20 protein-coding genes and 1 riboswitch are annotated in these 26,579 nt (G+C 57.0%); of the genes, 15 read left to right on the forward strand and 5 right to left on the reverse strand.

Annotated features, from left to right (window positions below; all coding sequences use genetic code 11):
• The first annotated feature begins 58 nt into the window (after nt 1–58).
• The 6 genes from ACR0I1_RS08855 (at nt 59) to ACR0I1_RS08880 (ending at nt 6,327) form a co-directional block, all read left to right on the forward strand.
• Nucleotides 59–1,192: an enolase C-terminal domain-like protein gene (locus ACR0I1_RS08855; RefSeq protein ID WP_480705973.1), complete on the forward strand. Its 1,134-nt coding sequence runs from the start codon at nt 59–61 to the stop codon at nt 1,190–1,192.
• Nucleotides 1,189–2,439 carry an NAD(P)/FAD-dependent oxidoreductase gene (locus ACR0I1_RS08860; protein WP_480705975.1) on the forward strand — a complete coding sequence of 417 codons (1,251 nt, stop codon included), beginning with the start codon at nt 1,189–1,191 and terminating at the stop codon, nt 2,437–2,439. The genes ACR0I1_RS08855 and ACR0I1_RS08860 overlap by 4 nt, the downstream gene beginning before the upstream one ends.
• 52 nt (nt 2,440–2,491) lie before the next feature.
• Entirely contained in the window at nt 2,492–3,466 is a 975-nt protein-coding gene (locus tag ACR0I1_RS08865) for a TRAP transporter substrate-binding protein (protein ID WP_010441591.1), read from the forward strand.
• A gap of 70 nt (nt 3,467–3,536) precedes the next feature.
• A complete protein-coding gene (locus ACR0I1_RS08870) occupies nt 3,537–4,070 on the forward strand; it encodes a TRAP transporter small permease subunit (RefSeq protein WP_170736192.1) in 534 nt (177 codons plus the stop codon).
• A gap of 4 nt (nt 4,071–4,074) precedes the next feature.
• Nucleotides 4,075–5,388: a TRAP transporter large permease subunit gene (locus ACR0I1_RS08875; protein WP_170393803.1), complete on the forward strand. Its 1,314-nt coding sequence runs from the start codon at nt 4,075–4,077 to the stop codon at nt 5,386–5,388.
• A 126-nt stretch (nt 5,389–5,514) separates the two neighbouring features.
• The gene (locus ACR0I1_RS08880) at nt 5,515–6,327 is read left to right on the forward strand and encodes a hypothetical protein (RefSeq protein WP_480705978.1); all 813 of its coding nucleotides are present in this window, start codon (nt 5,515–5,517) and stop codon (nt 6,325–6,327) included.
• A gap of 30 nt (nt 6,328–6,357) precedes the next feature.
• Here ACR0I1_RS08880 and ACR0I1_RS08885 read toward each other — a convergent pair whose 3' ends face one another.
• Entirely contained in the window at nt 6,358–7,674 is a 1,317-nt protein-coding gene (locus ACR0I1_RS08885; protein ID WP_170801565.1) for a UDP-glucose dehydrogenase family protein, read from the reverse strand.
• 581 nt (nt 7,675–8,255) lie between these two features.
• Between ACR0I1_RS08885 and ACR0I1_RS08890 the strand changes: the two genes are divergently transcribed.
• Nucleotides 8,256–11,258 (forward strand): ATP-binding protein, encoded by a 3,003-nt coding sequence (locus tag ACR0I1_RS08890; RefSeq protein ID WP_480705980.1) that lies wholly within the window; start codon nt 8,256–8,258, stop codon nt 11,256–11,258.
• Here ACR0I1_RS08890 and ACR0I1_RS08895 read toward each other — a convergent pair.
• The gene (locus ACR0I1_RS08895) at nt 11,255–12,916 is read right to left on the reverse strand and encodes a peroxidase family protein (RefSeq protein WP_480705982.1); all 1,662 of its coding nucleotides are present in this window, start codon (nt 12,914–12,916) and stop codon (nt 11,255–11,257) included. The two genes, ACR0I1_RS08890 and ACR0I1_RS08895, sit on opposite strands and share 4 nt — an antisense overlap.
• Nucleotides 12,917–12,934: 18 nt before the next feature.
• Nucleotides 12,935–14,002 (reverse strand): catalase family protein, encoded by a 1,068-nt coding sequence (locus ACR0I1_RS08900; RefSeq protein ID WP_480705984.1) that lies wholly within the window; start codon nt 14,000–14,002, stop codon nt 12,935–12,937.
• 258 nt (nt 14,003–14,260) lie between these two features.
• A riboswitch (cobalamin riboswitch) is annotated at nt 14,261–14,468 on the forward strand.
• 102 nt (nt 14,469–14,570) lie between these two features.
• Between ACR0I1_RS08900 and ACR0I1_RS08905 the strand changes: the two genes are divergently transcribed.
• From ACR0I1_RS08905 to ACR0I1_RS08920, 4 genes are read left to right on the forward strand one after another with little or no spacing between them, the layout of a single operon-like run.
• Nucleotides 14,571–14,927, forward strand: coding sequence for a DUF1636 family protein (locus tag ACR0I1_RS08905; protein WP_480436383.1), 357 nt, complete (start codon nt 14,571–14,573; stop codon nt 14,925–14,927).
• Entirely contained in the window at nt 14,924–15,709 is a 786-nt protein-coding gene (locus ACR0I1_RS08910) for an ABC transporter ATP-binding protein (protein ID WP_480436385.1), read from the forward strand. The genes ACR0I1_RS08905 and ACR0I1_RS08910 overlap by 4 nt, the downstream gene beginning before the upstream one ends.
• An 18-nt stretch (nt 15,710–15,727) precedes the next feature.
• The gene (locus tag ACR0I1_RS08915; protein ID WP_170509081.1) at nt 15,728–16,675 is read left to right on the forward strand and encodes an ABC transporter substrate-binding protein; all 948 of its coding nucleotides are present in this window, start codon (nt 15,728–15,730) and stop codon (nt 16,673–16,675) included.
• Nucleotide 16,676: 1 nt separating this feature from the next.
• Entirely contained in the window at nt 16,677–17,690 is a 1,014-nt protein-coding gene (locus tag ACR0I1_RS08920; protein WP_480705987.1) for a FecCD family ABC transporter permease, read from the forward strand.
• Between the two features lie 54 nt (nt 17,691–17,744).
• Here the strand turns inward: ACR0I1_RS08920 and ACR0I1_RS08925 are convergent, their stop codons facing one another.
• Entirely contained in the window at nt 17,745–18,638 is an 894-nt protein-coding gene (locus tag ACR0I1_RS08925; RefSeq protein ID WP_480705989.1) for a LysR substrate-binding domain-containing protein, read from the reverse strand.
• Nucleotides 18,639–18,893: 255 nt separating this feature from the next.
• Here ACR0I1_RS08925 and ACR0I1_RS08930 point away from each other — a divergent pair, with 255 nt between their 5' ends.
• The 4 genes from ACR0I1_RS08930 to ACR0I1_RS08945 are packed head-to-tail and all read left to right on the forward strand — an operon-like array spanning nt 18,894 to nt 25,213.
• Nucleotides 18,894–21,347, forward strand: a complete 2,454-nt coding sequence (locus ACR0I1_RS08930) for a GcvT family protein (RefSeq protein ID WP_480705991.1) — start codon at nt 18,894–18,896, stop codon at nt 21,345–21,347.
• 15 nt (nt 21,348–21,362) lie between these two features.
• Nucleotides 21,363–22,883 (forward strand): trimethylamine methyltransferase family protein, encoded by a 1,521-nt coding sequence (locus tag ACR0I1_RS08935; RefSeq protein WP_170663369.1) that lies wholly within the window; start codon nt 21,363–21,365, stop codon nt 22,881–22,883.
• Nucleotides 22,884–22,943: 60 nt separating this feature from the next.
• A complete protein-coding gene (locus ACR0I1_RS08940) occupies nt 22,944–23,957 on the forward strand; it encodes an Ldh family oxidoreductase (RefSeq protein WP_170596667.1) in 1,014 nt (337 codons plus the stop codon).
• An 11-nt stretch (nt 23,958–23,968) separates the two neighbouring features.
• Nucleotides 23,969–25,213 carry an NAD(P)/FAD-dependent oxidoreductase gene (locus ACR0I1_RS08945; protein ID WP_480705994.1) on the forward strand — a complete coding sequence of 415 codons (1,245 nt, stop codon included), beginning with the start codon at nt 23,969–23,971 and terminating at the stop codon, nt 25,211–25,213.
• Here ACR0I1_RS08945 and ACR0I1_RS08950 read toward each other — a convergent pair.
• A complete protein-coding gene (locus ACR0I1_RS08950) occupies nt 25,188–26,576 on the reverse strand; it encodes an MATE family efflux transporter (RefSeq protein ID WP_170663373.1) in 1,389 nt (462 codons plus the stop codon). The genes ACR0I1_RS08945 and ACR0I1_RS08950 overlap by 26 nt on opposite strands.
• Between the last annotated feature and the right edge of the window lie 3 nt (nt 26,577–26,579).

The following is a 26,579-nucleotide window of genomic DNA, read 5'->3' on the forward strand; positions in this document are numbered from 1 at the left end:
ATAGTATTTGAAATGATATCCCCGTCAAGGCAGGCTTTGGCCATTGGCAGAGGGTGCAATGGGCGATCTGACACAGAAAATAATCGGCTATGATCTCTGGCATCTTGAGTTGCCCGTGACGTCTCGCCGTGATCATGGCATCGGGTCCGTCGAAGGAATATGCGAAGTAGTCGTCCTACGGCTGAGATCCGAGGACGGCAATGAAGGATTTGGAGAGGCCTCTCCCTGGTCTGTCTTCACGGGCACCCCAGAGGCCACTTATGCAGCCCTTGATCGCTATTTGCGCCCTCTTGTGGTTGGAGCCAGAGTGGGTGATCGTTCAGCGATCATGGCACAGGCAGCTTATGCCGTGGCTCATTGCACCGAGGCGAAAGCTGCATTGGAAACCGCTTTGCTGGATCTTGCGGGCAGAATCAGCGGGGTTCCTGTTTGGTCTCTGCTGGGCGGGAAGTGCCGGGCAACCATTCCACTCAGTTGCTCAATTGCGAACCCGGATTTTGCTCAGGATGTTGAGCTGCTGTCACAATTGCAGGCCGATGGCGTTCGGATTGTAAAGCTCAAGACCGGGTTCAAAGATCACGCCTTCGATATCATGCGGTTGGAGTATCTCGCGCAGAACCATCCGGATTTCAGGGTTCGTGTTGATTACAATCAGGGACTCAGTATCGAGGATGCACCGGCACAGGTTCGCGATGTTGCGCAATTCGCTCCGGATTTCATTGAGCAACCTGTCCGCGCTCATCAATTCAGCATGATGGGCAAGTTGCGACAGATGATTGACGTCCCACTTCTGGCTGATGAGAGCGTCTTTGGCCCCGAAGACATGGAGCGCGCCGCGCGTGATGGTATCTGCGATGGCATATCGGTGAAAATCATGAAATCCGGTGGCCTTACGCGCGGGCAAACCGTCGCGCGTATTGCTGCAGCACATGGTCTGATGGCCTATGGTGGTGATATGTTCGAAGCCGGATTGGCCCATCTGGCAGGCACGCATATGATCGCGGCAACCCCTGAAATCACTTTGGGCTGCGAGTTCTATCAAGCCTCCTACTTCCTGAAAGAAGACATTCTGGAAAGCCCTTTCCAAGTAAGCAGCGGCGAAGTTGTAGTTCCTGACGCACCCGGGCTCGGCAACAGGCCTGATGTAACCAAGCTTGAGGATTATGCAGTGGCCAAGGCGGTGGGGGCATGAGCGAGAAGAAGACCATAGCGATCATCGGCGCCGGGATCGTTGGCGTGTCTGCTGCGGTATGGCTGCAGCGGGATGGTCACGAGGTAATCCTGATCGACAAGGCCGGACCGGGAGAGGGCACCTCACATGGCAATGGGGGCGTGCTGGCGTCCTGCTCGATTGTTCCGGTGACTGTTCCAGGGCTGCTCCGGAAGGCGCCCAAAATGCTGCTAAGCCCGTCTCAGCCGTTGTTCCTGAGATGGGGGTATCTTCCAAAGCTGATCCCTTGGCTAACCCGCTATCTGAGTCATGCGAATGCATCAGATGTGGAACGCATCGCGTCAGCTTTGACGCCAATTGTTGGCGATAGCCTGAACGACCACAAAGCGTTGGCCGAGGGCACAGGCGCTGAAAAGTGGATCGTGCCGTCTGACTATCTGTTCCTGTACAAGGACCGCGCGCATTTCAATGATGATGCGTTTGGCTGGGACATTCGGCGCAGAAACGGATTCACATGGGACGAATTGGAAGGCCCGGGCTTTCACGCCTACGACCCGGTCTATAGTGAAGATATCGGTTTTGCGGCGAAACTTTCGGATCATGGCCATATCACGGATCCAGGTCGGTACGTCAAAGATCTGGCGGCGTATGTCGAGGCACATGGGGGCACAATCCTACGTGCAGCGGTCGATGACGTGGTTCAGGAAAATGGTCGCGTAACCGGTATACGGGCGGCAGGCGAAACCATCGCGTGTGATACGGCAATTGTAACTGCGGGCGTTTGGTCGGGGCCTTTGGCTAAGCTTTTGGGCATTTCTGTTCCCCTTGAAACCGAACGCGGCTATCATCTTGAATTGGTGGAGCCTTCTGCCATGCCGCGCAGTCCGGTCATGGTGGTTTCTGGCAAATTTGTCGCCACACCGATGGATGGCCGCATTCGTTTGGCGGGCATTGTGGAGTTTGGCGGACTTGATGCGCCACCCTCACGCGCGCCGTTTGAATTGATGCGCAAGAATGCCCGGGTGGCCTTCCCGGGTTTGACATGGAAGGAGGAAGTGGAATGGATGGGGCACCGCCCAGCACCAACCGACTCGATCCCGATTATCGGTGAGGCTCCGGGGATCAGCGGTGCGTATATGGGCTTTGGGCACCATCACATTGGCCTGACAGGCGGGCCGAAAACGGGGCGACTTCTGGCCCAGATGATTGCGGGCAGAACACCGAACACTGACATGAGCGTCTACGCGCCCTCACGTTTCGCAACATAGAAATGACTGGCGAAGAACGCCGGCGTCTCAAAACTCAACAGGGAGAAACATGATGAAAAAACTGACAAGCCTTCTGGCGGCAACCGCTCTGACAGCCGCCGCGGCCGCACCTGCAATGGCTGAGAAATGGGATATGCCGATGGCCTATTCGGCATCAAACTTCCACTCGGCCACGGGCGCGGAGTTCGCCAAATGTGTCACCACAGGAACCGGTGGTGAGATTGAGATTGTCACGCACCCTTCCGGCTCGCTGTTCAAAGGTGCCGACATCAAGCGTGCGATCCAGACCGGGCAAGCCCCGATTGGTGAGCGTCTGCTGTCTGGGCACCAGAACGAAAACGCGCTGTTCGGCTTTGATTCCATCCCGTTCCTGGCCACGTCATTCGATGATAGCGCCAAGCTTTGGGATGCCGCCAAACCTTCGATTGAAAAGCTGTTGGCTGAACAGAACCTGACCCTGCTTTATGCAGTGCCGTGGCCTCCGCAAGGGCTTTATTTCAAGAACGAAGTGAACTCGGTTGCGGATATGGAGGGGATCAAGTTCCGCTCCTATAACAACGCCACCTCACGCCTGGCCGAACTGACTGGTATGCTGCCCGTCACCATCGAGGCGGCTGAGATCAGCCAGGCCTTTGCCACCGGAGTAGCGGATTCCATGGTGTCGTCCGGGTCGACCGGTTATGACCGGAAGGTCTGGGAAAGTCTGAACTACTTCTATGAAGTGGATGCCTGGCTGCCGCGCAACTACGTGATGGTCAACTCAGACGTCTGGGCCGGTGTCTCGGATGCGAACAAGAACGTCATCAAAGGCTGTGCGGAACTGGCCGAGTATGCAGGTAACTGGCGTGCCAAGGAATATACCGGTTTTACGCTTCAGGGTCTGCGCGATGGCGGCATGACAGTTGGTCCTGCATCCGAACAGATGACGAATGAGCTTAAAGAAATCGGTGTCACCATGACCAACGAATGGCTTGAGGCCGCCGGTGACGAAGGCAAAGCCATCGTCGACGCGTTTAACTCTCAATAATCGTTCGAATGCGGGCGGCAGTTCATCCTGCCGCCTGCTCCCAATCCACAAAAAGCACAGCGGGGACAGCATGGCGGCAATGCGAGGGCTCAGGTCCGTACTGGATTTCATTTATCTGGCAGCAGGGGTTCTGGCGGCGCTCAGCCTGATTGCCATTCTGGTGCTCATTGTGGTGCAAATGCTGGCCCGTTGGACCGGCGAAGTTTTTCCCGGCGCGCCGGACTATGCTGGATACGCGATGGCCGCTGCGTCTTTTCTGGCCTTCGCCAACGCCCTGAACCGAGGCAGCCATATTAGAGTCTCCATTCTCCTGAATGCGGTTCCCGATGGCTTTCGCAGAATTCTGGAAATCTGGTGCTTTGCGATTGGTTCGGCGGTCATGTGGTATTTCTGCTGGTATGCCTATCGCTTTGTGTACTGGAGCTGGAAGTTCAACGATATCAGCCAGGGGCAAGATAAAACCTCCCTTTGGATACCGCAATCTACCATGCTGATCGGAGCGGTCATTCTGGCCATCGCGCTGACCGATCACCTGTTCCATGTCCTGTTCAAGGGTGATCACCGCATCACCCGTGATCTGGCCGATCAGAGCCACGGAGAGTAAGAGCATGGAAAATATATCCGTTATTATCCTCTTCCTCTTTGTCCTTTTCACCTTGCTGGGCACCGGTGTCTGGGTCGGGCTGGCCCTGATGGGCGTCGCCTGGGTCGGGATGGAGCTGTTCACGACGCGCCCGGTGGGTGATGTGATGATCACGACGATCTGGTCGGCTTCGTCATCCTGGACGCTGACCGCCTTGCCGATGTTCATTTGGATGGGCGAGATCCTCTACCGAACGCGATTGTCCGAAGACATGTTCAAAGGCCTGTCGCCGTGGATGGCACCTTTGCCCGGCGGGCTGGTCCACACGAATATCGTAGGCTGTACGGTGTTTGCCGCGGTATCGGGGTCATCTGCCGCGACGTTGACCACGGTTGGCAAGATGTCGATCCCGGAACTGCGAAAGCGCAACTATCCCGAACGCATGGTCATCGGCACGCTGACCGGCGCGGCAACACTTGGACTAATGATCCCACCGTCGCTAACGTTGATCGTGTACGGCGTTACGATCAACGAGTCCATCACCAAGCTGTTCTTTGCAGGCATCCTACCCGGTCTTGTGCTGGCTGCCATGTTCATGGGCTATGTCGCCATCTATTCCAAAGTTGGCAAAGACTGGAACCCCAACGACGAGAGCAAGTTGACCTTTTCCGAAAAGGTTAAGAACTCTCGCTTTCTGTTGCCAGTGATCCTGCTGATCATGGTGGTAATCGGATCGATGTATCTGGGTTATGCTACGGCGACCGAGGCGGCGGCTTTCGGTGTGATTGGCGGACTGCTACTGGCAGCAGGGCAGGGATCGTTGAACTGGAAGACCTTCACTGAAAGTTTGATGGGCGCGACCCGCACCAGCGCCATGATTGCCCTGATCCTTGCAGGCGCTGCGTTCCTGTCACTATCGATGGGCTTTACCGGCCTGCCGAGGGGGCTTGCGGATTTGATCGCGGGGTGGGAACTGACCCGGTTCGAACTGCTCATGGTTCTGCTGGTTTTCTACGTCATTCTGGGCTGCTTCCTTGATGGGATTTCTTCGGTTGTGCTGACTATGGCTGTTGTCGAGCCTATGATCCGGGACGCCGGGATCGATCTGATCTGGTTCGGGATCTTCATCGTGGTCGTTGTCGAGATGGCGCAGATCACACCGCCCATCGGTTTCAACCTGTTCGTGATGCAGGGCATGACCAATCATGAAATGAGCTATATCGCCCGCGCTGCGATCCCGATGTTCCTGATCATGGTGCTGATGGTGTTCGTTCTGATCTGGTTCCCCGAGTTGGCGACGTGGCTGCCCGAAAACCTGCGTCAAAGCCCCGGTGGGTAGACGCCGTTGAACCCGCTTCACCTCGCGGCGCGTCACGGCCCATATGTGTTAGTATCGGGCCTTGCCGCAGGCCTTCTGCTGCCGGGGCTGGCCGCACCGATGCGGCCTCTCTTACCGCCCTTGGTCATGCTCCTGCTGTTTTTGACGCTGCTGCGAATGCAGCCGGGGGCCATTGTGGGTTCGCTGGTTGACCTGCGAAAAGTTGCGGGAACGATTGCCGCCTTTCAATTGGTTTTGCCGTTATCTGTCGTTGGGATTGGAATTACCTGCGGATGGACCGGTTCGCCAGTTTTTTTGGCATTGCTTGTCATGGCTGCAGCCCCATCAATATCCGGCAGCCCCAATATGTGTCTGATGATGGGCTATTCTGCGGAACCGGCGATGCGACTGGTCGTGGTTGGAACGGCTGTTTTGCCGCTGACCGCGTTGCCGATCTTTTGGCTGATGCCGGAACTGGGTGATCTCAGGGCGGTCCTGATGACCGCGCTTCGGCTCTTTTTTACCATCACAATAGCGATTCTCGCGGCTGTCATATTGCGCCGCACGGTGCTGCGCCAACCTTCAAAGTCTACGCTTTTGAACGTAGAAGGTGCGGCAACGATTACTCTGTCCGTTTTCGTTGTTGGCCTGATGCCATCATTGAGCGCAACCGCACTTGTGGACCCGCGTGTCGCGCTGTTCTGGATCGCGTTTGCCTGTCTGATCAACTTTGGGGCTCAGGTTGTCTCATTCCAATTCACACGAACTCGAATGCCCGGTGCCGAGGCTACGGCGGTGTCTCTGATCGCCGGAAACCGGAACATCGCGATATTCTTCGTGGCACTGCCACCTGAAGTGACCGCGCCGATCATGGTGTTCATCGGGGCCTATCAGATACCGATGTACCTGACGCCGCTGATCATGCGCCGACTGTATCAGACGGCTGCCACAACCAGTTGATTTGGGCGAGAGGCATTGGCGGTGCCAGCCCTAACGCTGATCCCCAACCCCGACGCCGACATAGGTCTCAAATCCCGATCCCAGAACCATCGTGGACGAGTAGATATTACGCAAGTCGACCATGCGGGGGGATCTCATAGTCTCTGCCAGCTCGCTCAGGTTCAGGGCGCGGAACTCGTTCCATTCTGTCAGCAAGACAACAACGTCCGCATCTTTGGCCGCGGCGTAGGGATCATCCATCCACTTGACGCCAGGAAGCAGCGCCTCCCCCTCGGCACGGCCTTGCGGATCGACAACGCGGACCTGGGCACCGCCACCGATCAGGGCGGGAACGATAGTCAGGGAAGGTGCGTCGCGCATATCATCGGTGTTGGGCTTGAAAGTCACACCCAGAACCGCCACGGTCTTGCCATTGAAGCTGTCATCGCAGGCATCCCGGATCTTCTCGATCATCCGCTTCTTGACCTCATCGTTTACACGAATGACGGTTTCGGTGATCTGCATCGGGTGGGCAAAATCCTGTCCGATCCGGGCAAGTGCAGCGGTGTCTTTCGGAAAACACGAGCCGCCATAGCCAGGGCCTGCGTGCAGAAACTTGTTGCCGATCCGCCCATCCAGACCAATACCGCGCGCCACCTCTTTGACATCGCCGCCTGCCCGCTCGCAAAGACCGGCGATTTCATTGATGAACGTGATTTTGGTCGCCAGGAATGCGTTCGCCGCGTATTTGATCATCTCGGCGCTTTCTAGATCAGTGGTCAGGATCGGAAAGTCACGCAGATAAAGCGGGCGGTAAATCTCGGCCATGACATCCGCCGCTCGTTCGTTTTCGATCCCTACGACAACACGGTCTGGGCGCATAAAATCATCAATTGCGGCGCCTTCGCGCAGGAATTCGGGGTTCGATGCGACGTCGAATTCCGCCTTCGGATTTGCACCCGAGACAACTTCATGAACCTTGCGGTTGGTGCCAACCGGGACAGTCGATTTGGTTACGATAACCGTATAGCCGGTGATGGCCTGAGCGATTTCTTCGGCGGCGGCCATCACATAAGTCAGATCAGCGTGCCCATCCCCGCGTCTCGTAGGTGTGCCTACCGCGATGAACACCGCGTCCGCGCCGTCGACCGCAGCGGCCAGGTCGGTGGTAAAGGTCAGGCGGCCAGCTGCCACGTTCTTGGCCATGAGCACATCAAGGCCCGGCTCGTAAATCGGCACCTCTCCATCCTGAAGCATCTTGATCTTGCGATCGGATTTATCGACGCAAATTACATCATGGCCAAAGTCCGAAAAGCAAACCCCGGACACCAAACCAACATATCCGGTGCCAATCATCGCAATGCGCATTTATCGAATTCCTTCTTTTGGGTTTCGCCAATGGCGCATTTCCTGGTCTCTTTCAACCGCTGAACTAAGAGCTTTTGGGGCTCGATAATTACAACCGCCTAGGCATTGCCGGCTTGCTTTCGACAACAGCTCGGCACTTCTGAGGTGTTGCGGGCGATAGGGCAAAATCATCAGACTGTCTCTTGGCGACCGAATATGCTTGTTGTGGTGAATTGTTCAAGTGCTGTTCGTGGCTTGCGTTGAACTGGCTATCTGGTCTCGGCGAAGAACGGCGTGTTGCGATCAAGATTCGTTGCCAGATCGGATTTCCTACGATGGCATTCGTTCGACCGCTGGCGCGCATTCTCAATCCTACATGTAATATCAGGCACTTCTTCGCTTCAGCAGGCGTTGGGCATAGCCAGAATGCGAAGCTTCATATAGTCTCACAATCAGTTTTCGTGGTGTCGAGCGGCGGCGCGTGCAATCTGTTAATTATTTTAAGGCTTCGCGATGGGGGGCATGTTCTCGTTTTTGGGTTCCGGGAAAGGCGTTGGCCCTGCATCTCCACGCCGCATGAGCGCCGGTCGCGGAGCGCGCTGATGGTGCTGCACCCCACCGGCCCGGAAACTGATCTTGGCGCGATGGAGCACCGCCATCTGACTGTCATGATGGTGGATCTTGTCGAGTCCACGGTATTGGCTCAAATGCTTGAGCCCGAAGACTTGCTGTCTACGACATTACGTTATCATAAACTGGTCGAACAAATTGCCGATGAGTTCGGGGGCAGGGTGCTGCAGATCGTGGGCGACGGTATCCTCGTCGCCTTTGGTTGGCCTGCTGCGTCTGAAAATAATGCCGAGCGCGCTCTACGCGCGGCGCTGCGCATCCATACTGATCTGCCCGCAATGGCGGGTCCGCTCGATCTCAGGTGCCGGATTGGGATCGCATCCGGCGTAGTTCTTGTCGGGGACATCGCGCTTGGGACCAATATTCAGCCGGACGCGATTTTTGGATCGACGCTAAATCTTGCCGCACGTCTTCAGTCGTTGGCGACCCCCGGTGGAACAATGGTTTCTGCGGCAACACGAGCGCTTGGGGCCGAACAAATGGAGTTCGAGCCGCAAGGCGTTCAGAACCTCGCGGGGTTCGACCGGCCTGTTCCAGTTTATCGATTGACCGGTGAAGGCAAGGATCAGGCACGCCGCCATAACCGCACCCCGTTGCTTGGCCGCAAAGCCGAACGCGGACAACTCCGCCGCGCGTGGAAAGATGTGGAAGCCGGAAGAGGGCGGGTGATTCACATATTGGGTGAGGCAGGGATTGGCAAATCGCACCTGATCCGTGATCTGCGTTCATCGGTCGGGCCGCAGGCATGGGTGACCTATCACTGCAGCCCGTTCCATGTCAGCACACCGTTCTTTCCCTTCATATCACAGGTCGAACGGTGGTGCGGCATCCACAATCAGGACGATATTGCCGCGCGTCGCAACCGGTTGTCAGAACATCTGAGCGATATTCTGGACGACGCGCAACTTCGCACGCTGTATTTCATTCTTGCCCCGGGCCCTGGCGACAGCGGGACGACCAGTGAGGACGAACTGCGCGCGCAACTGAGTGACATATTCATCCGCGTCTACCAAAAACTCAGCCGAGAGGGGCCGGTGCTTGTCGTGGTTGAGGATATGCAATGGGTCGACCCATCGACCCTTTCGGTGCTGCGCGACGTGGCCGAGCATCTGACATCACTTCCCGTCCTGATGTTGATGGTTTCGCGGATGCCGGCGCCATCAGCGATCAAAGAGAGCATACCGTCTCTTGAGCAATTGTCGCTTCCACCGCTCGATGATGCGACATCGTCAGAACTGGCCAAGGCGGCCTCGGGTGAGCGCCTTGACGACCGCACCACGGCGCAGATTTTGGCGCGGGGCAATGGCGTGCCCCTTTTCATCAAGGAGTGCTCTGCCGCCATCGCTGCGTCGCCTGAACGTATCGTGGACAACATTCCCGCCACCTTGCATGACCTCCTGGCGCAACAGGTTGACGAGGTCGGAGAACTCCGACGTGCCGCGATCGAGGCCGCTGTTATTGGTGGTGCCTTTGGGGCGCCTTTGCTGGCTCAGATCAGTGAACTGACTGAAGACGAGTCCGAAGACGCGATCTTTGGGCTCGCCGCCACGGGTATTTTGCAACATCTGCCCGGCGCGAATGACGACGCAGAAATGATCTGGCGGTTCCGCCATGAATTGGTGCGTGAGGCGGCATATCAAAGCCTTGTGCGGGACCGTCGCATTCATTTGCATCGACGCACGGCAGAAGCCCTTGCCGCCCAACCGGAAGCCGCCCGACAGCCTGAACAAATAGCGCGGCACTGGGAACTGGCCGGTGAAACAACGAAGGCGGTGGCCGCTTGGTCGGAGGCCGCGCGGCTGAACCTGAGGCGGCACGCAAATCGCGAAGGGGCTCAGCATGCCCGAAACGGATTGCGGCTGTTGGACGAGTTGCCCGCAGACCAACGCGATAAAGCTGAATTGAACTTGCAATTCCTTCTGGCCGCTGCCGAGCGCGTGCATGTCGGTTATGGTGCCAAGCCCGCAATCGATGCCTTTGGGCGCAGTTTTGAACTGGCTGAAAAGCTGGGCGACAGGCGTACTCTTGTGCGCGCGGGCAGGGGTCTGTTTACCGCTGCAATGGTCAAAGGTGATTACCAGAACGCCGAGCAATGGGGGCAAGCGATCATCGATGCGTATGACGATCACCACACCCGAATGGTTGGAAACTACATCTGTGGGGCCGCGCTATCCCCGCGCGGTCGGTTTCAGGATGCGGCAGCAGCTCTGGAACAAGCGGCGTCTCATGCGGATGCGCATTGCGCCGAAGCTGGAAACAGCCCCGATATTGCAGCCGTGATACAAATCGAGAGTATGAGCGCGCTGGTCGACAGCTTTCAGGGCAAAACTGAGGTGGCACTCGCCAAAGCCAAGCGGGCAGTTGACGCCGCGATGGCGTCGGGCCAGCCCTTGATCATTGCAAATGCAATGCATTGGTTGACCGAAATCCACATGCAGATGGACCACCCGGATTATGCGCGCATGGCCAAGGCGCTGAGCGCGGCTGTTCAGGACAAGGGCGGCCCTTATTACCAAGCTGTTGCGACGGCCCATCTTGCCGGGGCTGCCATCAGAACCGGCGAGGCCACAGAGGGCGTGGCCATGCTGCAGGCCGCTTGGGGAAGGATGCACGCAACGGGTGCCGAGGCGGCTGGCGTGCTCGTCAACGCCGAGCTCGCACGGGGCTATCTTGCTCTGGGTGAGATTCAGAAAGGGTTGGATGCGGTGGAGGCTGGTCTGACATGTGCAGAAAACACTGACGAGCGGAACTATGAGGCTGAAATCCACCGGATAAAGGCGGCTCTTCTACTGGAACAAGGTAGTCCGTTCGGCGCGGCTGAGGCGGCTTTGCGTGAAGCTATAGCCGTGGCAAATGATCAGGGCGCGGCGCTGTATGAATTGCGCGCGCTGAGTGATCTTGCCTGCATCCGGCCAGCCGATACGGAAATTGCCGCGCGGATTACTGAGCTGGAAGAGAGCGCGGTCGCGCCTTAGGTCCCGCCGGGACGTCGACCTAAAGTGCAGTCTTCGGGTTGCAGGTCCAAGCCAACAAAACGCGCCACCTGCGAGAATGACGAAGTTTTCTTCAGCAACTGAAAACCTTTCTCTGAAAAAGTCTCAGCCGAGTACAAATTTTTGGATACCATCGGGTTGTTCATAAGCTGCGTGATCGCGTCATACGCCACCATCGATGTCATCAGATCGCCCATGATCACATCGCCCTTGTGCTGTTCCGCAAAGAGACCAGGGAACAACTCGACCCTATTGACGTCGCAATAGAGCCGGCTCAGGTCGGCAATCAATTCTTCCGCAAACGGCTGATCACCAATCATCTCAGTAAAGCTTGAATGCGGTTTGCGGCAGAAATGATGACGATAAGTGTTCAGCGACGGAAGACGCGCCTTACGCGTCAGGGCAATTGTAGCTTCGACAGGGGCAGGAGCACCGGGCGCAGGCCTTTGGAACAGGAAATCGGGCGTGTTGCGCAGCGACATGCGGGCCGCAGGTTGGCGCGACAATGATCGGATCATTTCCGCCAAGCCTGTTTGTTCGACCAGTCGTGGATTGAATCTGAACCCCTCCGGGCCAACCTGTGCGCCGTCGATTATGAATCGCTCGGGGATCATCGAATGCCAGCGGTAGAGCAAATTGAACTCAATCGCGATCTGGTTGGAATGATGCCACGGTTGCCAGCGATTGACGCCAACGGGTAGTTTGAAAGGCATATTGGCGATGTGGGCGATGTAGTCCTCAAGCACAAGCTTGATCAGCAATGCGATCAAGGTGCAGCGTGTAGTCTGGAACACACGCTCTTTATCCCAGCCTGATATGCCGCGCTTTTCGCGCCACAACAGATCGGCAAAGGTGTTATGGGCGCGCAACATCAGTGTATTGATCGTGATATAGCCTATCGTACCATTGCCATTATCGAGCCCGGTTGCATGAAAATCGAGCAGTAGCTGGTCGATTGCGTGATCGCTGAGACCCGGATGCGCCCGTTTCACCGCATTCCACAGCTTGCAGGGATCGTGCAACGGCTTTCCGCAATTCTCGCCAGTGGCGAGACTGCCATCAAAAGGGGGTGCTAGCTTAACACCACCGGATTGGTTTTTTTGAAACAGCTTCGGAGCCCACATCTCGCCCTGTGTATCCAGACGAAAGGCCAGCCGGTGGGTTAGTTCATTGGTATCGGGATCGCGTTCGCGCAGCATGTCGGTCTGAAAATCGTTCAGCCCGTAGATTTGGCACAGATCGACTTCGTGGTTCGAATCCGTCTGATCAACCGGTCCTTTCGCCCCAAAGGTGCGAAGGAAACTGTCGGTAAACCATTGTGCGGCCGAGATAAACAATAGTGTCGATCCTTGCGGGCACATCAAGGTAAGCGGGCTGCCATCCATTTGTGTCCGTCGGCGAAAGAGATCAGCAACTTCGCTTTCCGACGGCAGGATGGGTGAGAGGTCTTCTGGCGTTGTATGCCGACCGATCCAGCGATGGGAAAACACGCCGGGCCATGTCGTGTAGTCTGCGCCCATCGTATAGGGCCGCGGTCGGTGGATCTTCGCGGCGTTTGCAAGCCTGATCGCGGCTAAATAGCTCGTAACGGGTGGGGAGATCTTGAATCCGAGTTTGATCAGATCATCAACGTCCAGCATCAATACATCTCCGTTTGGTCATCGATTCGGGAACCGGGCGCGGGCCAAGCTCAGATAGGTTCTGAGCCGGATCGCATTAATCGGTCCTAAAGGTTCGTGATCTGCCGTGACACGCCAGGGCGAGAAGCTCATCGCGTCTCCATTCTGCGGATCAAATTCTGCACCTTTGGGAATCGTGATATCCGCCACGGGCGTGACGGTATGATGGTACGGATCAAGAGGTGCATCTGGTTGCGGATCGCATGCCCACCGGATGCGATTGTCGAGCACATCGAATTCGTCGGCCGGGCGCGGGGGCTCAATCACACACACCTCGAAGTGATTATCTCCATCGGCCACGTCTTGCCGCAAACACTGCCCGATCCCATCTGGGTCGTCTACCGGATGTGCCGGAATTTTTGGTTTCGCGCTGCGGGCCAAGTATCTGACCGTTAGATCGGGGCCCAGCCGATACGGTGTTGTCGACCAGAAATGGACCTCAAAAGGCGAGTGCATATAGTTCGAGGCAAAATCACTCGCGACGCGAAACTGACGCTTGCCTTCACGAGTGAGGAAGGCGCGAAATCCTGCGCGCAGCCCTTTGGTGATCAACCTAAGGCTCCATTTTCGTCGCCCTTTGATCGCGTGCTGGACCGCTTGTAATGTGGCGACAAGCCTGCCCAATCGCTCATATTCATCGGGGACGTAGCTGGGAAACACATCCTGATCGACCAATACGAAATCGAACTCGTCGCTGAGTTGTGTGGTCCCCAGATGCGCAAGTGCCTCGGCGTCGATCAGCTTGGGGCCTGGCACGTCAAAAAGCTTGATCGCCATCCCGTGGGCATCCGATTTCCGGTCATCCAGATGCGCGCCGTTGGAAAAGCGAAGTGCGGCTGAATAGGCAGCGGGCTGTTCAAACAGGCCGTGACGGAACTGTTCTGGTAGATCGTTTCTGACGGTGAATGTTGCAGCCACACACCCGTGACTGCGCCCATGCTGAGCCCTTAAGCGATGGCCTTTCCACCGTGCAACGGCCTCGAGATTGTGGTCAATGACATCATCAACAATATCCGGCGGCAATGCGTTTTGCGAAACATGCGTCAAAGAACCGTCTCCTTGGATAAACCCAGGCAATGATCAATCAGGGGTAAGGCGCTGACAAAGCTAAACCTCTAAATTTGTTCAGCTTACCTCAGATTGTCTAATTTCCAAACACACCAACTATGGACAGCCGTGGCCAGACAAATTCGGCGCGCAGCCCAAGCTATTCGGTTGGTGCTTCGGACACGTGGTTGCCGGCGCTCGATCCTCGACCAGAGTTGGGCGCCTTCGACTTTATCATTGACGTGTCCGGTGTTCTCGGGCACTCAATCGATTGATGGTTCCCGGTGGTGTTGCCGCGGGATGAAAAGGGAATACGGTGAGGTTTGCCAAAAGGTGCCAATTCCGTAACTGCCCCCGCAACTGTAAGCGGTGAGCAAGGCCAAACAGCCACTGGTCCACAGGATCGGGAAGGTTGGCCGAGCGCGGACCCGCAAGTCAGGAGACCTGCCATCAGATGTTTAACCAACCCGGGGCGGGGCGTCCTGGAAGGAGGCTTTGATGGCGCGTCAATCGCGTGTTTACATTGTCGGCAGCTTCCGCATGCGCTTGGAAACAAGTGGAGTGGACCATGCCAGATACGCCTGATCATTTCATTCTAGTCTGCAAAAGCTGCACTGAAGGGCTGCGCCTCGATGAAATTTGCGATGCGTTGACTGGGAAATTACCTCGCGGCTTTGCGATCCGCGCGTCGTCTTGCATGGCAGGCTGCGATAGTCCCAGAACGGTTGGGTTCCAGGCCGTAGGAAAGGCGCAATACCTTTTTGGTGGCATTCAGACCGCGGATGAGGTGCAGGCGCTGGCTGAGTTTGCAGCCCAGTATCGTGAAAGCCCGGATGGCTGGACAAATGCCAAGGATCGCCCGCAGGCGTTGTTCAATAAAACCCTCTCGCGCATGCCGCGGATCGAACAGGGGGCATCGCAATGACGTTGCCACCCTTTCTGATTGCCGAAAACCTTGAGTATTATGCCCTTAACGGAGATGTCCTGTTGCAGGGCGTCTCGTTCGAGTTGGACGAGGGTTCCATTCTAGCCATCGCCGGCCCGAACGGGGCGGGGAAAACGACGCTTCTCAATCTGTTGTGCGGCGCTGAGCCGCTGGCACTTGGCGATGTTCGGATCAAAGGACGCAGTCTGAAACAGCTCTCCGCCAAAGAGCGTGCGCGCATGATTGCAGTGGTAGGTCAGCAGGAACTGCCCGATGGACGCTTGGCGTTACGCGATTATGTTGCGCTGGGGCAAATACCCATCCGTGCGGACCGATCTGCCGAAGGCCACGCGCAAGAGCTGGACCGGATTTTAGACCTGACCGGTCTCGCCAATCTCGCGGACAAGCGCATGGCCCAACTGTCCGGAGGCGAACGTCAGCGTGCCCATATCGCGCGCGCTTTGGCGCAGAACCCTTCGTTGCTGTTTCTGGACGAACCGACCAACCATCTGGATCCTGATGCAAAAGGGCGGATGCTGTCTTTGGTCGCCGAGCTTGGGATCACCGTGGTCATGATCGTACACGATCTGGTCATGATCCCCGAATTCGCCACACACGTGGCGCTGATGAAATCGACCCGCATGATCGAGTTTGGATCGGTGGACAAGGTGCTGACACCCGAAAGAGTCCGCGAAACTTTTGGCGTTGATTTCCTCTGCTTTCTCCACGAAGGCCGCGTGATCCCGGCGCTTGATATTCGAAGAACCACAATCTCAACTTAGTCGAAGGAACACACTGAGATGAAATACATCTGGCCCGTGGCGTTGGCCACCGCCATGGCAAGCGGTGCTGCTGCGCAAGAAGTCACCGTAGACAACTGCGGCGAACCGCTGGTTTTTGATACCGCGCCCGAGCGCCTGGTTGTGCATGACATGAACATGACCGATATGGCCTTTGCATTGGGTCTGCAGGACAAGATCGTCGGCCTGACCGGCATCACCGGCTGGTACAAGACCAGCCCTGATTTTGATGCCCTGCGCGGCGACATCCCCGAGCTTGCGCCGAAATATCCGACCGTCGAAAACTTGGTGGCGGTTGAACCCGACCTGTTCTTTGCCGGTTGGTACTATGGCATGAAGCCGGGTGGTGATGTGACCCCAGATACATTGGAACCGTTCGGAATCAAGACCTTGGTTCTAACGGAAAGCTGTGTCCATCTGGACAAGGATCGCCCCGAAGCCAGCATGGATCTTCTGTTTGGCGATGTGTTGCGCTTGGGCAAGGTGATGCAAGTCGAAGACAAGGCCGAAGCTCTGGTCTCGGGCTGGAAAGAGCAGCTGGCAGCGATCGAAGCCAAGACTGCTGAACTGCCCAAGCCCCGCGTCTTTCTTCTGGATGGTCCTGCAGATGCTCCGTTTACCGCCGGTAAATTCGCGATTCCCGATGCGATGATCACAGCCGCCGGTGGTGAAAACGTCACTCATGACATGGACACGAGCTGGGGCCGCACTTCGTGGGAGGCCGTTGCCGCATCGAACCCGGAATTCCTGGTTTTGTTGGATTATCAGACCGGCAATGGCGCCGAGGACACTTTCAAGTTCCTGCAGGAACATCCCGTCATGTCGCAGACTGATGCCGTCAAGAACGAACGCTGGATCGGATTGCGCTACGAAGAGCTGACGCCCGGACCGGCAAATATCGAAGCGATCTCGAAGATGGCGCGCGCGATGCATCCGGGTCAGAGCTAATATGGGCCGACTGGGCCTGACGTTGTTGCTGGGGGCGGTCGTTCTGACCGCCCTTTTGCTGATTTCCACGATCTACGGCACAACCTCGATTCCTTTGTCCGACACCTTCACCGCGATCTTGCACGGTACCGGGTTGCAGGACGGAGAGATGTCGCCGCTGCATAGGATCGTATTCGACCTGCGATTGCCCCGCGCGTTGTTTGCAGCCGTGATCGGTGCCGGGCTGGGCATCGTTGGCGTGGTGCTGCAAACGACCACACGTAATGACCTTGCCGATCCATTTCTGTTCGGCCTGTCCTCGGGCGCGGCAGCGGGGGCGGTGTTTGTAATTACCGTGACCGGAGATATTCTGGGTTTCTGGACTCTGCCTCTGGCTGCCTTTTGCGGCGGTCTTGTGGCGTCGGGCATCGTGCTGGCGCTGGTTCATGGGCTTCGCACCAGCGCACCGGAGAAGCTGATCCTTGCGGGTCTGGCTGTGTCGTTTTTGTTTTCGGCCATCACCAACTATCTGATCTTCGCCGGTGATAGCCGCGCCGCCCATTCTGTCATCTTCTGGATGCTGGGGGGGCTGGGCCTGGCCCGTTGGGAGACGTTCCCGCTGGTGTGCATCGGTCTGCTGCTGATCCTGAGCTATTCGCTTTATCGCAGCCGCTGGTTGGATGCGCTGCTGACCGGGGATTTGACTGCCGCTACTCTGGGTGTGCCGGTTCGGGGTCTGCGGTTCAGCATGTTTTTCACCGCAGCTTTGGCAACGGCCGTGTTTGTTTCCGTAGCCGGAGTGATTGGTTTTGTCGGTCTGATGGTGCCGCATATTGCACGCGGGATCGCAGGTCCCCTGCACAAAAACCTTCTACCTACCGCCGCTATGGTTGGTGCTGCCTTGTTGACCGGCTCTGACATTCTCAGCAGGCTACTGCTGGCTCCGCAGGAATTGCCGGTGGGGATCGTCACAACTTCAATCGGATCGGTGTTTGTGTTCTTGCTTTTATTCAGGACAGCGAGAAATCAACGGTAAGGCCCTCGATCTTCGCTCCCAAGATATTTCGTCCTGATCAGGTCTGAGCCGAGTTTAAACCTTTCCGTCAACCGCTTGGCCGAGCCACTTGAACACAAGCTTGGCTCGGTCGGATGAGGTGTTGTGTAGTTTCACGTAGAAATCCAGTTGCGATGAGATGGTTTGCGGCAACAGTCTGACCAGTTTTCCGGATGCGGTCAGCTCCGAGGTCAGTCCCTCCCATCCCAGCACTGCGCCCATATCGTCCTGAGCGGCCTGAAGCGCAATCGTGTAATTGTTGACCCGATGCGCGGAATTCAGCGGGCCTTCATAGCCCAGTTTACGGGTCCAGGCCCGCCAATCGGTCCAACCGGTATCTGGTGCATCAAGATGGATGAGCGGCACTTTGGCGATCTCGCCGACATGCTCGATTGGGTTCTGTTTCGCAAACCGAGGGCTGCATAAGGCCATGATGTTGTCGTGAAACAAGGTCTTGATAATCCCTGAATCGCGGCGTGTATCACCGTAGTGAATGCTTAGATCACATTTTGAGGTATCGACCCCGAGATCGGTCACAACTTGTGTCACAGAAACATGGCCATGCGTTTTCCAAAACTGGGCAAGCCGTGGTGTAAGCCAAAGCGAGCTGACCGCCGTAGAGGAACGGATCGTCACGCCTTTGTGGTCATACTGTCGGCGCAACTGCCCAAGGGCCTCGCTGATCCCTTCAAGGCCACGTTGAAGGGCGACCAGCAAATAGGCTCCGCTTTCGGTAAGTTCGACGCCGCGATGATGGCGCAGAAACAGCGCGCATTGCAGCTCGTTCTCAAGCGCTTTGACCTGATGGCTGATCGCTGCGGGCGTAACATTCAGCTCTTCAGCAGCAGTTTTGAAACTCACATGCCGCGCTGCGGTTTCAAAGCTGATCAGAGAGCTTAGGGGCGGAAGATCATATGGGCGGTTGGGCAAGATGTTTTGACCTGTGACAAGTTGAAAACCCGATAATAAGAACGCAATCAGCAGCGATTTGGCTTAGTTCATCTTATGCAGAGTGAATCTTTTTGCAATTGCCCGCCAGCAGTTCAATGTGAAAATTCGCCACAACCGTTTGAGACATGATCAAGGGATGTGCCAAGGGTCCTCAAGCCCCTTGGACATCATATCGATCTTTCCTCATGCAATTCGATCCCCGGTTGGTCGTGCACAATTTGAAGGAGTTGCAGTATGCAGTCACATGCAAAAGTCGTGGTTGTCGGTGGCGGATGCGTCGGGGCGTCAATTCTATATGGGCTGACCGAACATGGATGCTCTGATGCCGTTATGCTGGAGCGCACCACACTGACCTCGGGTTCGACGTGGCATGCGGCTGGTTTGCTAGTGACCTTTGTGCGGTCGCACAACGTGTCGAAGATGACGATGGAAACCATCCGCATCTACACCGAGGTGGAAGAGAAGATGGGCAGTTCGGTCGGACTGCGTAAGGTAGGACAGCTGCGGGTGGCTAATACCGAAAAGCGCTGGGATGAGTTCCAGTCCTATATCTCGATCGCCGAAGCCGCCGGCGTGCCTTGTAAGCTGCTGACGCCAGAGGAGATTGCCGAGGTTCATCCCTTGCTGAACCAAAGCCCGGATATTCGGGGTGGTATCCTGCACACGGAAGACGGCTATGTGAATCCCGCCGACATTACTATGGCATTGGCCAAGCTCGCGCGGGATGCCGGCGCCAAGGTATACCAGAACACCGAAGCGCAGGCTTATGAGAAGCTGGACAATGGCCACTGGAAAGTGACCACCAATCAGGGTGAGATCACCTGCGAGCATCTGATCTTTGCCACCGGCAACTACGCCCGCGAAAATGCGCGCCGCGTGGGGCTGGACCTGCCATGTATCCCGATCGTTCACCAGTATTGGACGACCGAGACGGTGCCGCTGTTGAAAGAGCGCCGGGCGCAAGGCTTGCCCGAATTCCCAATCCTGCGGGATGAGGACTACGGCGCTTATCTGCGCGAAGATGTGGGCGGGATCCAGTTCGGGCCGTATGAATTCACCAAAGACCTCAAACTATTCGCCGAGGATCGTGTCCCGCCCGAGTTCGGGGCCGATCTGTTGCCCGAGGATTTTGATGCCGTGGAAACCCAATGGGAACGCGCCATCGAACGTGTGCCGACCTTGGGTGAAGTTGGGATCAAGGCCAACACCCGTGGCCCGTTCCAGATGACCCCGGACGAGCTGCCTCTGGCCGGACCCGCACCGGGGCATGAGAACCTTTGGCTAGCCGAAGGCATGCCTGGTGGCATCCTCTGGGGCGGCACCGTTGGTAACCGTTTGGCCAAATGGATCGTCGATGGCGATCCGGGCATGGATATGTCGGAGCTCGACCCGCGTCGATTCTCGGACTACGCCTCAAAACGTTGGACCATGGATAAGGTGCGCGAGACATGGGGCACCCATATGGATGCGCATGTTCCGGGTGAGGACTTCCCGGATGCGCGCCCGATGAAGACCATGGGGTCATATGATCTTTTGACTGCTCAGGGCGCGGTTTGGACCAGCTTTAACGGCTACGAATTTCCTCGCTGGTTTGCCAAATCGCCCGAAGAGGCGATCCCCGAACACAGTTTCCGCCGCACCAACCATATGGAGCGTGTTCAGGAAGAGGTGCGCACCACCCGTGAAGAGGCTGGCTTCATCGAAATGTCGCCGATGACCAAGTTCACAGTGCGTGGACCGGGTGCAGCCAAATGGCTGGATAGCCTGATGGCCAACAAGCTGCCCAAGGTGGGCCGCATGACCTTGTCGCTGATGTTGAACGATAAGGGCGGCATGGATGCGGAGTACACAATCGTGCGCTATGCCGACGACGATTTCTACCTGATATCGACGCCGAACTGGCGAGCCTACAATTGGGATCAGTTACAGCGCGTGCTGCCAGGTGATGGCTCGGTGGTGATCGAGGATATCTCAGAACAGCTGGGCGTGATCGCACTGGCCGGGCCCAAGGCACGGGACATCCTGCAACCATTGACCGATAATGATTTGTCGAACGAAGCATTCCCATGGCTGTCGGCACAGATGGGCGAGGTGGGCTATGCCAAAGGCGTGCACTTGTTGCGCGTCTCCTACACCGGTGAGTTGGGATGGGAATTGCACCACCCGGTCGGGTACAATCGCCACCTCGTTGATTTGCTGCTGAAATCGGGTGTGAAACCCTTCGGGCTTGAAGCGTTGGAGTCGATGCGGCTTGAGAAATCCTATCGCGCGATCAACCGCGAAATCTGCAAGGACCTGACCCCATATGAGGCCGATTTGGGCCGTTTCGTTGCAATGACCGAGAAGATCGGCGGGCAGGTGGCGGAACGTGATTTCGTCGGCAAAGCCGCGCTGCAAAAGCAGCAGCTGCAGGGTGGATACAACACACTGGTCACACTGAAGCTGCCGTTCTGCGACACCTCGGTGATGTTTGACGAAGGTGTCTATGCCGATGGCAAGCTGATCGGACGCGTCACTTCGGGCGGGTTCTCGTATTACTGCAACCACGACCTTGCGATGGCGCTGGTTCCATACGAGATGACGGTACCCGGCACCAAAATGCAGGTGCTCATCCACAATGAAATGCGCGAGGCAGAAGTGATCGATACCTGCGCCGTTGATCCCACCAGCGCCCGCGCGCGCGCCTGATCAGGAGGATTTGAGATGGCAGAAGTCAAAGCACGCTCGGGCCGTGGCGGTGGACGTGCCGCGCGGGTCAAGGCTCGCACCAACCCGCCCCCTGTCTACTTGTCGACGCTGAACCGCAAAGTTGGTCCGATTGATCTGCTTGGTCCCGAAGGCGTTGAGAAAATCCACAACGCGGCCATGACTATACTTGAAACCACAGGGATTGAGTTCCGCGATCCGGTGGCCTTAGCTGATTGGAAGAAGTACGGTGCGGATGTGCAGGGTGAGCGAGTGCGCATCGGGCGCGAGATGCTGATGGACCTGATCTCGGCCGTTCCCTCGGAATGGGGCTATGCCGCGCGCAACCCGGAACGCTCGCTGCGGGTGGGCAATCGGCATTCGGTCTTTGCCAATGCGTATGGCGCGCCATTTGTCTATGGTCTGGATGGTGTGCGCCGCCCTTCGATGCTGGAGGATGCGCATAACTTCTTCAAACTCAGTCAGATGAGTCAGTCGATGATGGTGCCGGGTATTTTGCCGGTCGAGCCGCAGGACGTACCCGTCCCGCAACGCCACCTGGAGCTGGTTCATGCCGCACTGACGCTGACCGACAAACCTATCAAGGGTTCAGTTCTATCCGAACAGGCAGCGTTGGACTCGGTAGAGATGACTCGCATCGTGTTTGGTGAGGAGTTTGTTGACAACAATGTGGTGATGGCAGCCCTGCTGAACTGCAACACACCGTTGGTCTGGGATGAGACCATGTTGCAGAGCCTACGCGTCTATGCCGCCGCCAACCAGCCCTGCCTGCTGTCGCCCTTTGTTCTTGCCGGGGCGAGCACACCTGCAAGCCCGCAGGGTGGTGTCGCGCTGCTGATTGCAGAATCTCTGGCCGGTATGGCCTACAGCCAGATCATCCGGCGCGGAGCCCCGATGGTGCTGGGGGTGGCAATCATGGGCGTTTCGATGAAGACAGGTGCACCGATGATGGGCTCTCCGGAACCCGGGCTAATGAACCTTCTGGTGGGGCAGATGGCACGGTTTTATGGTTTGCCATGGCGGACCTGTACCATGTGGACCGGATCGAAATCCCCGGATATGCAGGCTGCGTTCGACACCGCAAACACCATGTGGCCGGTGCTGCTGGGTGGCGCAAACTACATCGTACACTCAGCAGGCTTCCTAGAAGGCGCGCTTGGGGTCAGCTACTCAAAATGGGTGCAGGACGCGTTGCAGTTGGAGAACTTCCACCGTTTCTTCAGCGGCCTGCAAGAGGAAAATCTGGACACGTTGCTGGGCGACATTGACAAAATCGGACCGGGTGGGCACTTCCTTGGTACTGACCATACGCGCGAAAACCCAATGCATATGAACCACTTGCAAAACAATGACAGTTTTGAACAGTGGGAAGCAGAAGGTGCTAAAACCGCAGAAACCGTTGGCACGGAAGAGGCGCAGCGTATGCTGAACACCTACGTCCAGCCACCAATGCCGGACGATCAGCGCGGGGCGTTGGATGAATTCGTCGCTAAGAAGCGGGTGGAATACAGCGCCTAAACAGATCTGCAAGCGGGTACTTATGTACCCGTTTCCTCAACCAACGACAGGATTAGGCACATGGCCGATAACTCGACGATCGCTCTCTCACTCGACGAAGTAGAGGAATTGGCAAAATCTGTCCTTGTGGCAGCAGGCATGGATGAACATGGCAGCACGGTTCTGGCCGGGCTTGTGCGGATGAGCGAGCGCGACGGCCCGCGTAGCCATGGGTTAAGGATGTTACCTGTTTATGCGCAGAGCTTTTCTTCGGGATATGCCAACCCCGAGGCCGACCCGAGTGTCGAACGGATCGCACCGGGGGTTCTGCGCGGAGATGGTGACAATGGCTATTACCAGATCGTGGCCGCCAAAGCGCGAGACGAGCTTATTGAAATGGCGCGCGCGAATGGTATTGCCGCGTTTACTTGTGCCAATTGCCACCATCTGGGGGCACTACGTTTCGATACAGGTCCGCTGGCGGACGCTGGGCTGGTCGCGCTAGGTGTTGTGAACTCGCTCTCGATGGTGGTGCCGCAAGGCGGCATCCGCCCTGTTTTCGGCACCAATCCGATGTCCTTTGCTTGCCCGCGACCGGGTCGTGCGCCGGTTGTTTGGGATCAGGCCTCGTCAATGGTTGCGCTGATGGACATCCGGATGGCCGCGGCCGAAGGGCACGAATTGCCGCGCCCTGCGGGGCTTGACCCGAACGGTCAGCCAACCAGCGATCCCAACGCGATTTTGGAGACCCGCAGTCTGTTGCCGTTTGGCGAGCACAAAGGCGCGGCGATCGCCTTCCTGATCGAAGTTCTTGGCGCGGCACTGGCCGGTGGAACATTGTCCGTGGACAATGCCAACCGCGAAGCGCACGGTGCCTTGAATATCAAGGGCGGTTCAACGTTGATCGCGATTGATCCGGCGCGTTTCGGGAATGCCGCATTTGAAGGCTATGTCCAACGCATCTGCGCTGAGATTGAAGGTAACGGGGATGCCCGCGTTCCCGGAGATGGCCGCTTGAAGAACCGTGCTGCCGCCGAAGCGGATGGTGTTCGCGTCACGGCGGACTTGATGAAGCAACTTCGCGAACTTCTGTAGGGGTCCCAGTAATGGCACGGGTGGTTGTAATTGGCGGCGGCATCGTTGGAATATCCTGTGCGCTGACATTGCAGTCGCAGGGCCACGAGGTCACCGTCGTAGAACCGGGTCCGGTTGGTGAGGGCGCGAGTTGGGCTTCCTGCGGGTGTATCGCAGTGGGTGAGATCGTGCCGTTGTCGCAGCCGGGGATGCTGATGAAAGTACCGGGCTGGTTGCTGGATGCCGAGGCCCCGTTGACATTGCGCCCGGCCTCAGCGGTGAAATTGCTGCCGTGGTTTGCACGGTTTACGGCCAATGCGCGTCGCTCGAAAATGCGCGCAATCGCCTCCGATCTGGCAAGACTTACGTTTGCTGCAACAGCGGATTTCAAGGCTCAGCTTTTAGATGTAGGCCATCCTGAGCTTTTGGTCGAACGGCCGGTAATCAAGTTGTTTGACGACGACAATGACCTTGCGACCATGCGCCCAGCTTTTGAGTTGGCGCGTGAGTTGGGCTGCACGATTGATCAAGTTACAGGTCAGGAAGCGCATGAAATCGATCCTGCAATAGCATCTGATTTCAAACATGCAGCTTTGCTTAGAGACTGGAGTTTTGTGACGGACCCTAAGGTATTGGTTGAAACGCTGACGCAGAGTTTTAGCAGCCGCGGCGGGGCAGTCGTGGCAGGAAGAGCAATCGGTTTTACGCAGGACGGACAACATGTGAAAAGCGTGAAGCTGAGCGATGGGCGATCGATCAGCGCAGATGATTTCGTCATCGCTGCGGGAACGCCGTCTAGGAATTTGGCCAAGACGCTGGGTGTTCAATTGAGGATGGAAGGGGTGATCGGATATTCGACTGCGTTGAAAGATAGCGGGGTCGAGCTCCGCCATACGGTGTTTTATGCCAAAGGCGGGTTTGGCATTACACCGTATCAGCAGGCGCTGGCAGTGGCCGGTACCGCAGAATTTGCCGACCTGAACGCGCAGCCGAATTGGAACCGAGCCGATGTGCTGGTCAGGCGTGCATGCCGCGTATTACCGGGTTTGAAGACCGATAATGCGGAACGCCGGATGGGTCGCCGCCCGTTTACACCGGACACACGTCCGATCATTGGCCGCAGCAGGCGACTGGCTAACGTCGCCTTTGCGACGGGTCACGGACAGCTTGGCCTGACACTAGGCGCGACGACGGCGCGTATAATCGCAGATGTAATTGCTGGCAGATCACCGGACATCGATATAGAAGCCTTCAGCCCAGATCGGTTCTCGTCCTGAGCCAAAGCCCGCCCAGCTCTTTTTGAGCCACATGGGACGTCATCAGCAACGCGATCATCCAGCCAGTCACCACGGCACCTGCGGTGCCGAACCAGACACCAATTTCGTTAAAGCCGAGCAGGCCGACGAAAATCCAGACAAAAAAGGCGACGCCAAATCCCTGACGATATAGGCTGATCCACACGGTCCAGATCGGTCGCTTCAAGGCTTGCAATAGCGAGTTGATGGAAAACAGCATCATGTAGATCGGGAGGATCAGACTATCGACACGTAGATAGCTAAGTCCGACGCGGATCACTTCGGGATCGTCGGTGAAAAAGCCCATCATAAGGCGGCCAAATATCCACAATATGGGGGCTGCGATGGCGGTCATGATGAACCCGACTTTCCAGCAATAAAACAGTGCCTCGCGTACCCTTTCATAGTCGCGGGCACCGAAATTCTGGGACGCGATGGGCAGCAGTGCCCCCGTGACCCCCAGCACCGGCAAAAGCAAAATCTGCTCAAGCCGAATGGCAATGCCAAAGCCAGCGATTGCGTGCTCTCCAAAGATTTTCAGGGCGAACTGCATGACGAAACCTGACAGCAGCATCACGAAGAAAGATGTCGCTGTGGGAAGTACCTGAACCGAGATCTCCTTGAACTTCTGTAGGCGCGGAATGAAGTTTCGGGGGCGCATGCGCCTCATCCTGCGGCGTCTGAGGACCTGACGGATCAGAAACACCATCACACCGGTCTGGCTGATCACCGTCGATACAGCGAGGCCATCAAATCCGATGCCCGGGATCATGCCCGGAATGCCGTAGATCAAGAGGGGGTTCAGACCGATATTGGCAAAAAACGCCACCATGAGGGCGCGTTGCATCGATACCGCGTCACCATGTGCCTGGAGAATGCCATTGCAACCGAAGGCCAGTAGAAATCCGGGCAAGGCCAATAGGAGCCAGTGGAAATAACGTAAACCTGCATCGCGATAAGGTCCCGGTTCCGAAACCAGAGTTATCAGCGCAGGGCCGTACCAGAGACCAGCCGCCGCCAGAACACAGGCTGCAATGAAGCCATAGATCATTCCCTGTGCCGCAAACCGCCGCGCTGCTCGAGTGTCTCCAGCGCCTAATGCGTTGCCGACCAGCGCGCTCATCGCGGCACCCAACCCGACCCCGACCGAAATGGCAATGAAAAAGGCCTGAAACCCTAGTGCCAATCCAGCCTGCGCGCTGGTCGAGAGAAGGCCGGCGAAGAACATGTCGACAACGTTGTAGAGAGTGTTGAACAACATCCCGATTGCGCCCGGGATCGCCAGGGTTCGGAAATGGGTCGAGATTGGCCCGCGCGTCAGATCAATTTCAGTTGGGATGGCCATATC

The sequence above is a fragment of the Ruegeria sp. B11 genome (assembly GCF_056539785.1).

What these genes read in the sequence shown, in the direction of transcription:
- ACR0I1_RS08895 (WP_480705982.1), bottom strand. Translation starts at nt 12,916, where the DNA reads ATGCTGGACGTTGATGATCTGATCAAACTCGGATTCAAGATCTCCCCA.
- ACR0I1_RS08920 (WP_480705987.1), top strand. Translation starts at nt 16,677, where the DNA reads ATGGGCCGACTGGGCCTGACGTTGTTGCTGGGGGCGGTCGTTCTGACC.
- ACR0I1_RS08930 (WP_480705991.1), top strand. Translation starts at nt 18,894, where the DNA reads ATGCAGTCACATGCAAAAGTCGTGGTTGTCGGTGGCGGATGCGTCGGG.
- ACR0I1_RS08890 (WP_480705980.1), top strand. Translation starts at nt 8,256, where the DNA reads ATGGTGCTGCACCCCACCGGCCCGGAAACTGATCTTGGCGCGATGGAG.
- ACR0I1_RS08915 (WP_170509081.1), top strand. Translation starts at nt 15,728, where the DNA reads ATGAAATACATCTGGCCCGTGGCGTTGGCCACCGCCATGGCAAGCGGT.
- ACR0I1_RS08945 (WP_480705994.1), top strand. Translation starts at nt 23,969, where the DNA reads ATGGCACGGGTGGTTGTAATTGGCGGCGGCATCGTTGGAATATCCTGT.
- ACR0I1_RS08910 (WP_480436385.1), top strand. Translation starts at nt 14,924, where the DNA reads ATGACGTTGCCACCCTTTCTGATTGCCGAAAACCTTGAGTATTATGCC.
- ACR0I1_RS08905 (WP_480436383.1), top strand. Translation starts at nt 14,571, where the DNA reads ATGCCAGATACGCCTGATCATTTCATTCTAGTCTGCAAAAGCTGCACT.
- ACR0I1_RS08860 (WP_480705975.1), top strand. Translation starts at nt 1,189, where the DNA reads ATGAGCGAGAAGAAGACCATAGCGATCATCGGCGCCGGGATCGTTGGC.
- ACR0I1_RS08880 (WP_480705978.1), top strand. Translation starts at nt 5,515, where the DNA reads ATGCTCCTGCTGTTTTTGACGCTGCTGCGAATGCAGCCGGGGGCCATT.
- ACR0I1_RS08855 (WP_480705973.1), top strand. Translation starts at nt 59, where the DNA reads ATGGGCGATCTGACACAGAAAATAATCGGCTATGATCTCTGGCATCTT.
- ACR0I1_RS08870 (WP_170736192.1), top strand. Translation starts at nt 3,537, where the DNA reads ATGGCGGCAATGCGAGGGCTCAGGTCCGTACTGGATTTCATTTATCTG.
- ACR0I1_RS08865 (WP_010441591.1), top strand. Translation starts at nt 2,492, where the DNA reads ATGAAAAAACTGACAAGCCTTCTGGCGGCAACCGCTCTGACAGCCGCC.
- ACR0I1_RS08935 (WP_170663369.1), top strand. Translation starts at nt 21,363, where the DNA reads ATGGCAGAAGTCAAAGCACGCTCGGGCCGTGGCGGTGGACGTGCCGCG.
- ACR0I1_RS08875 (WP_170393803.1), top strand. Translation starts at nt 4,075, where the DNA reads ATGGAAAATATATCCGTTATTATCCTCTTCCTCTTTGTCCTTTTCACC.
- ACR0I1_RS08940 (WP_170596667.1), top strand. Translation starts at nt 22,944, where the DNA reads ATGGCCGATAACTCGACGATCGCTCTCTCACTCGACGAAGTAGAGGAA.
- ACR0I1_RS08950 (WP_170663373.1), bottom strand. Translation starts at nt 26,576, where the DNA reads ATGGCCATCCCAACTGAAATTGATCTGACGCGCGGGCCAATCTCGACC.
- ACR0I1_RS08885 (WP_170801565.1), bottom strand. Translation starts at nt 7,674, where the DNA reads ATGCGCATTGCGATGATTGGCACCGGATATGTTGGTTTGGTGTCCGGG.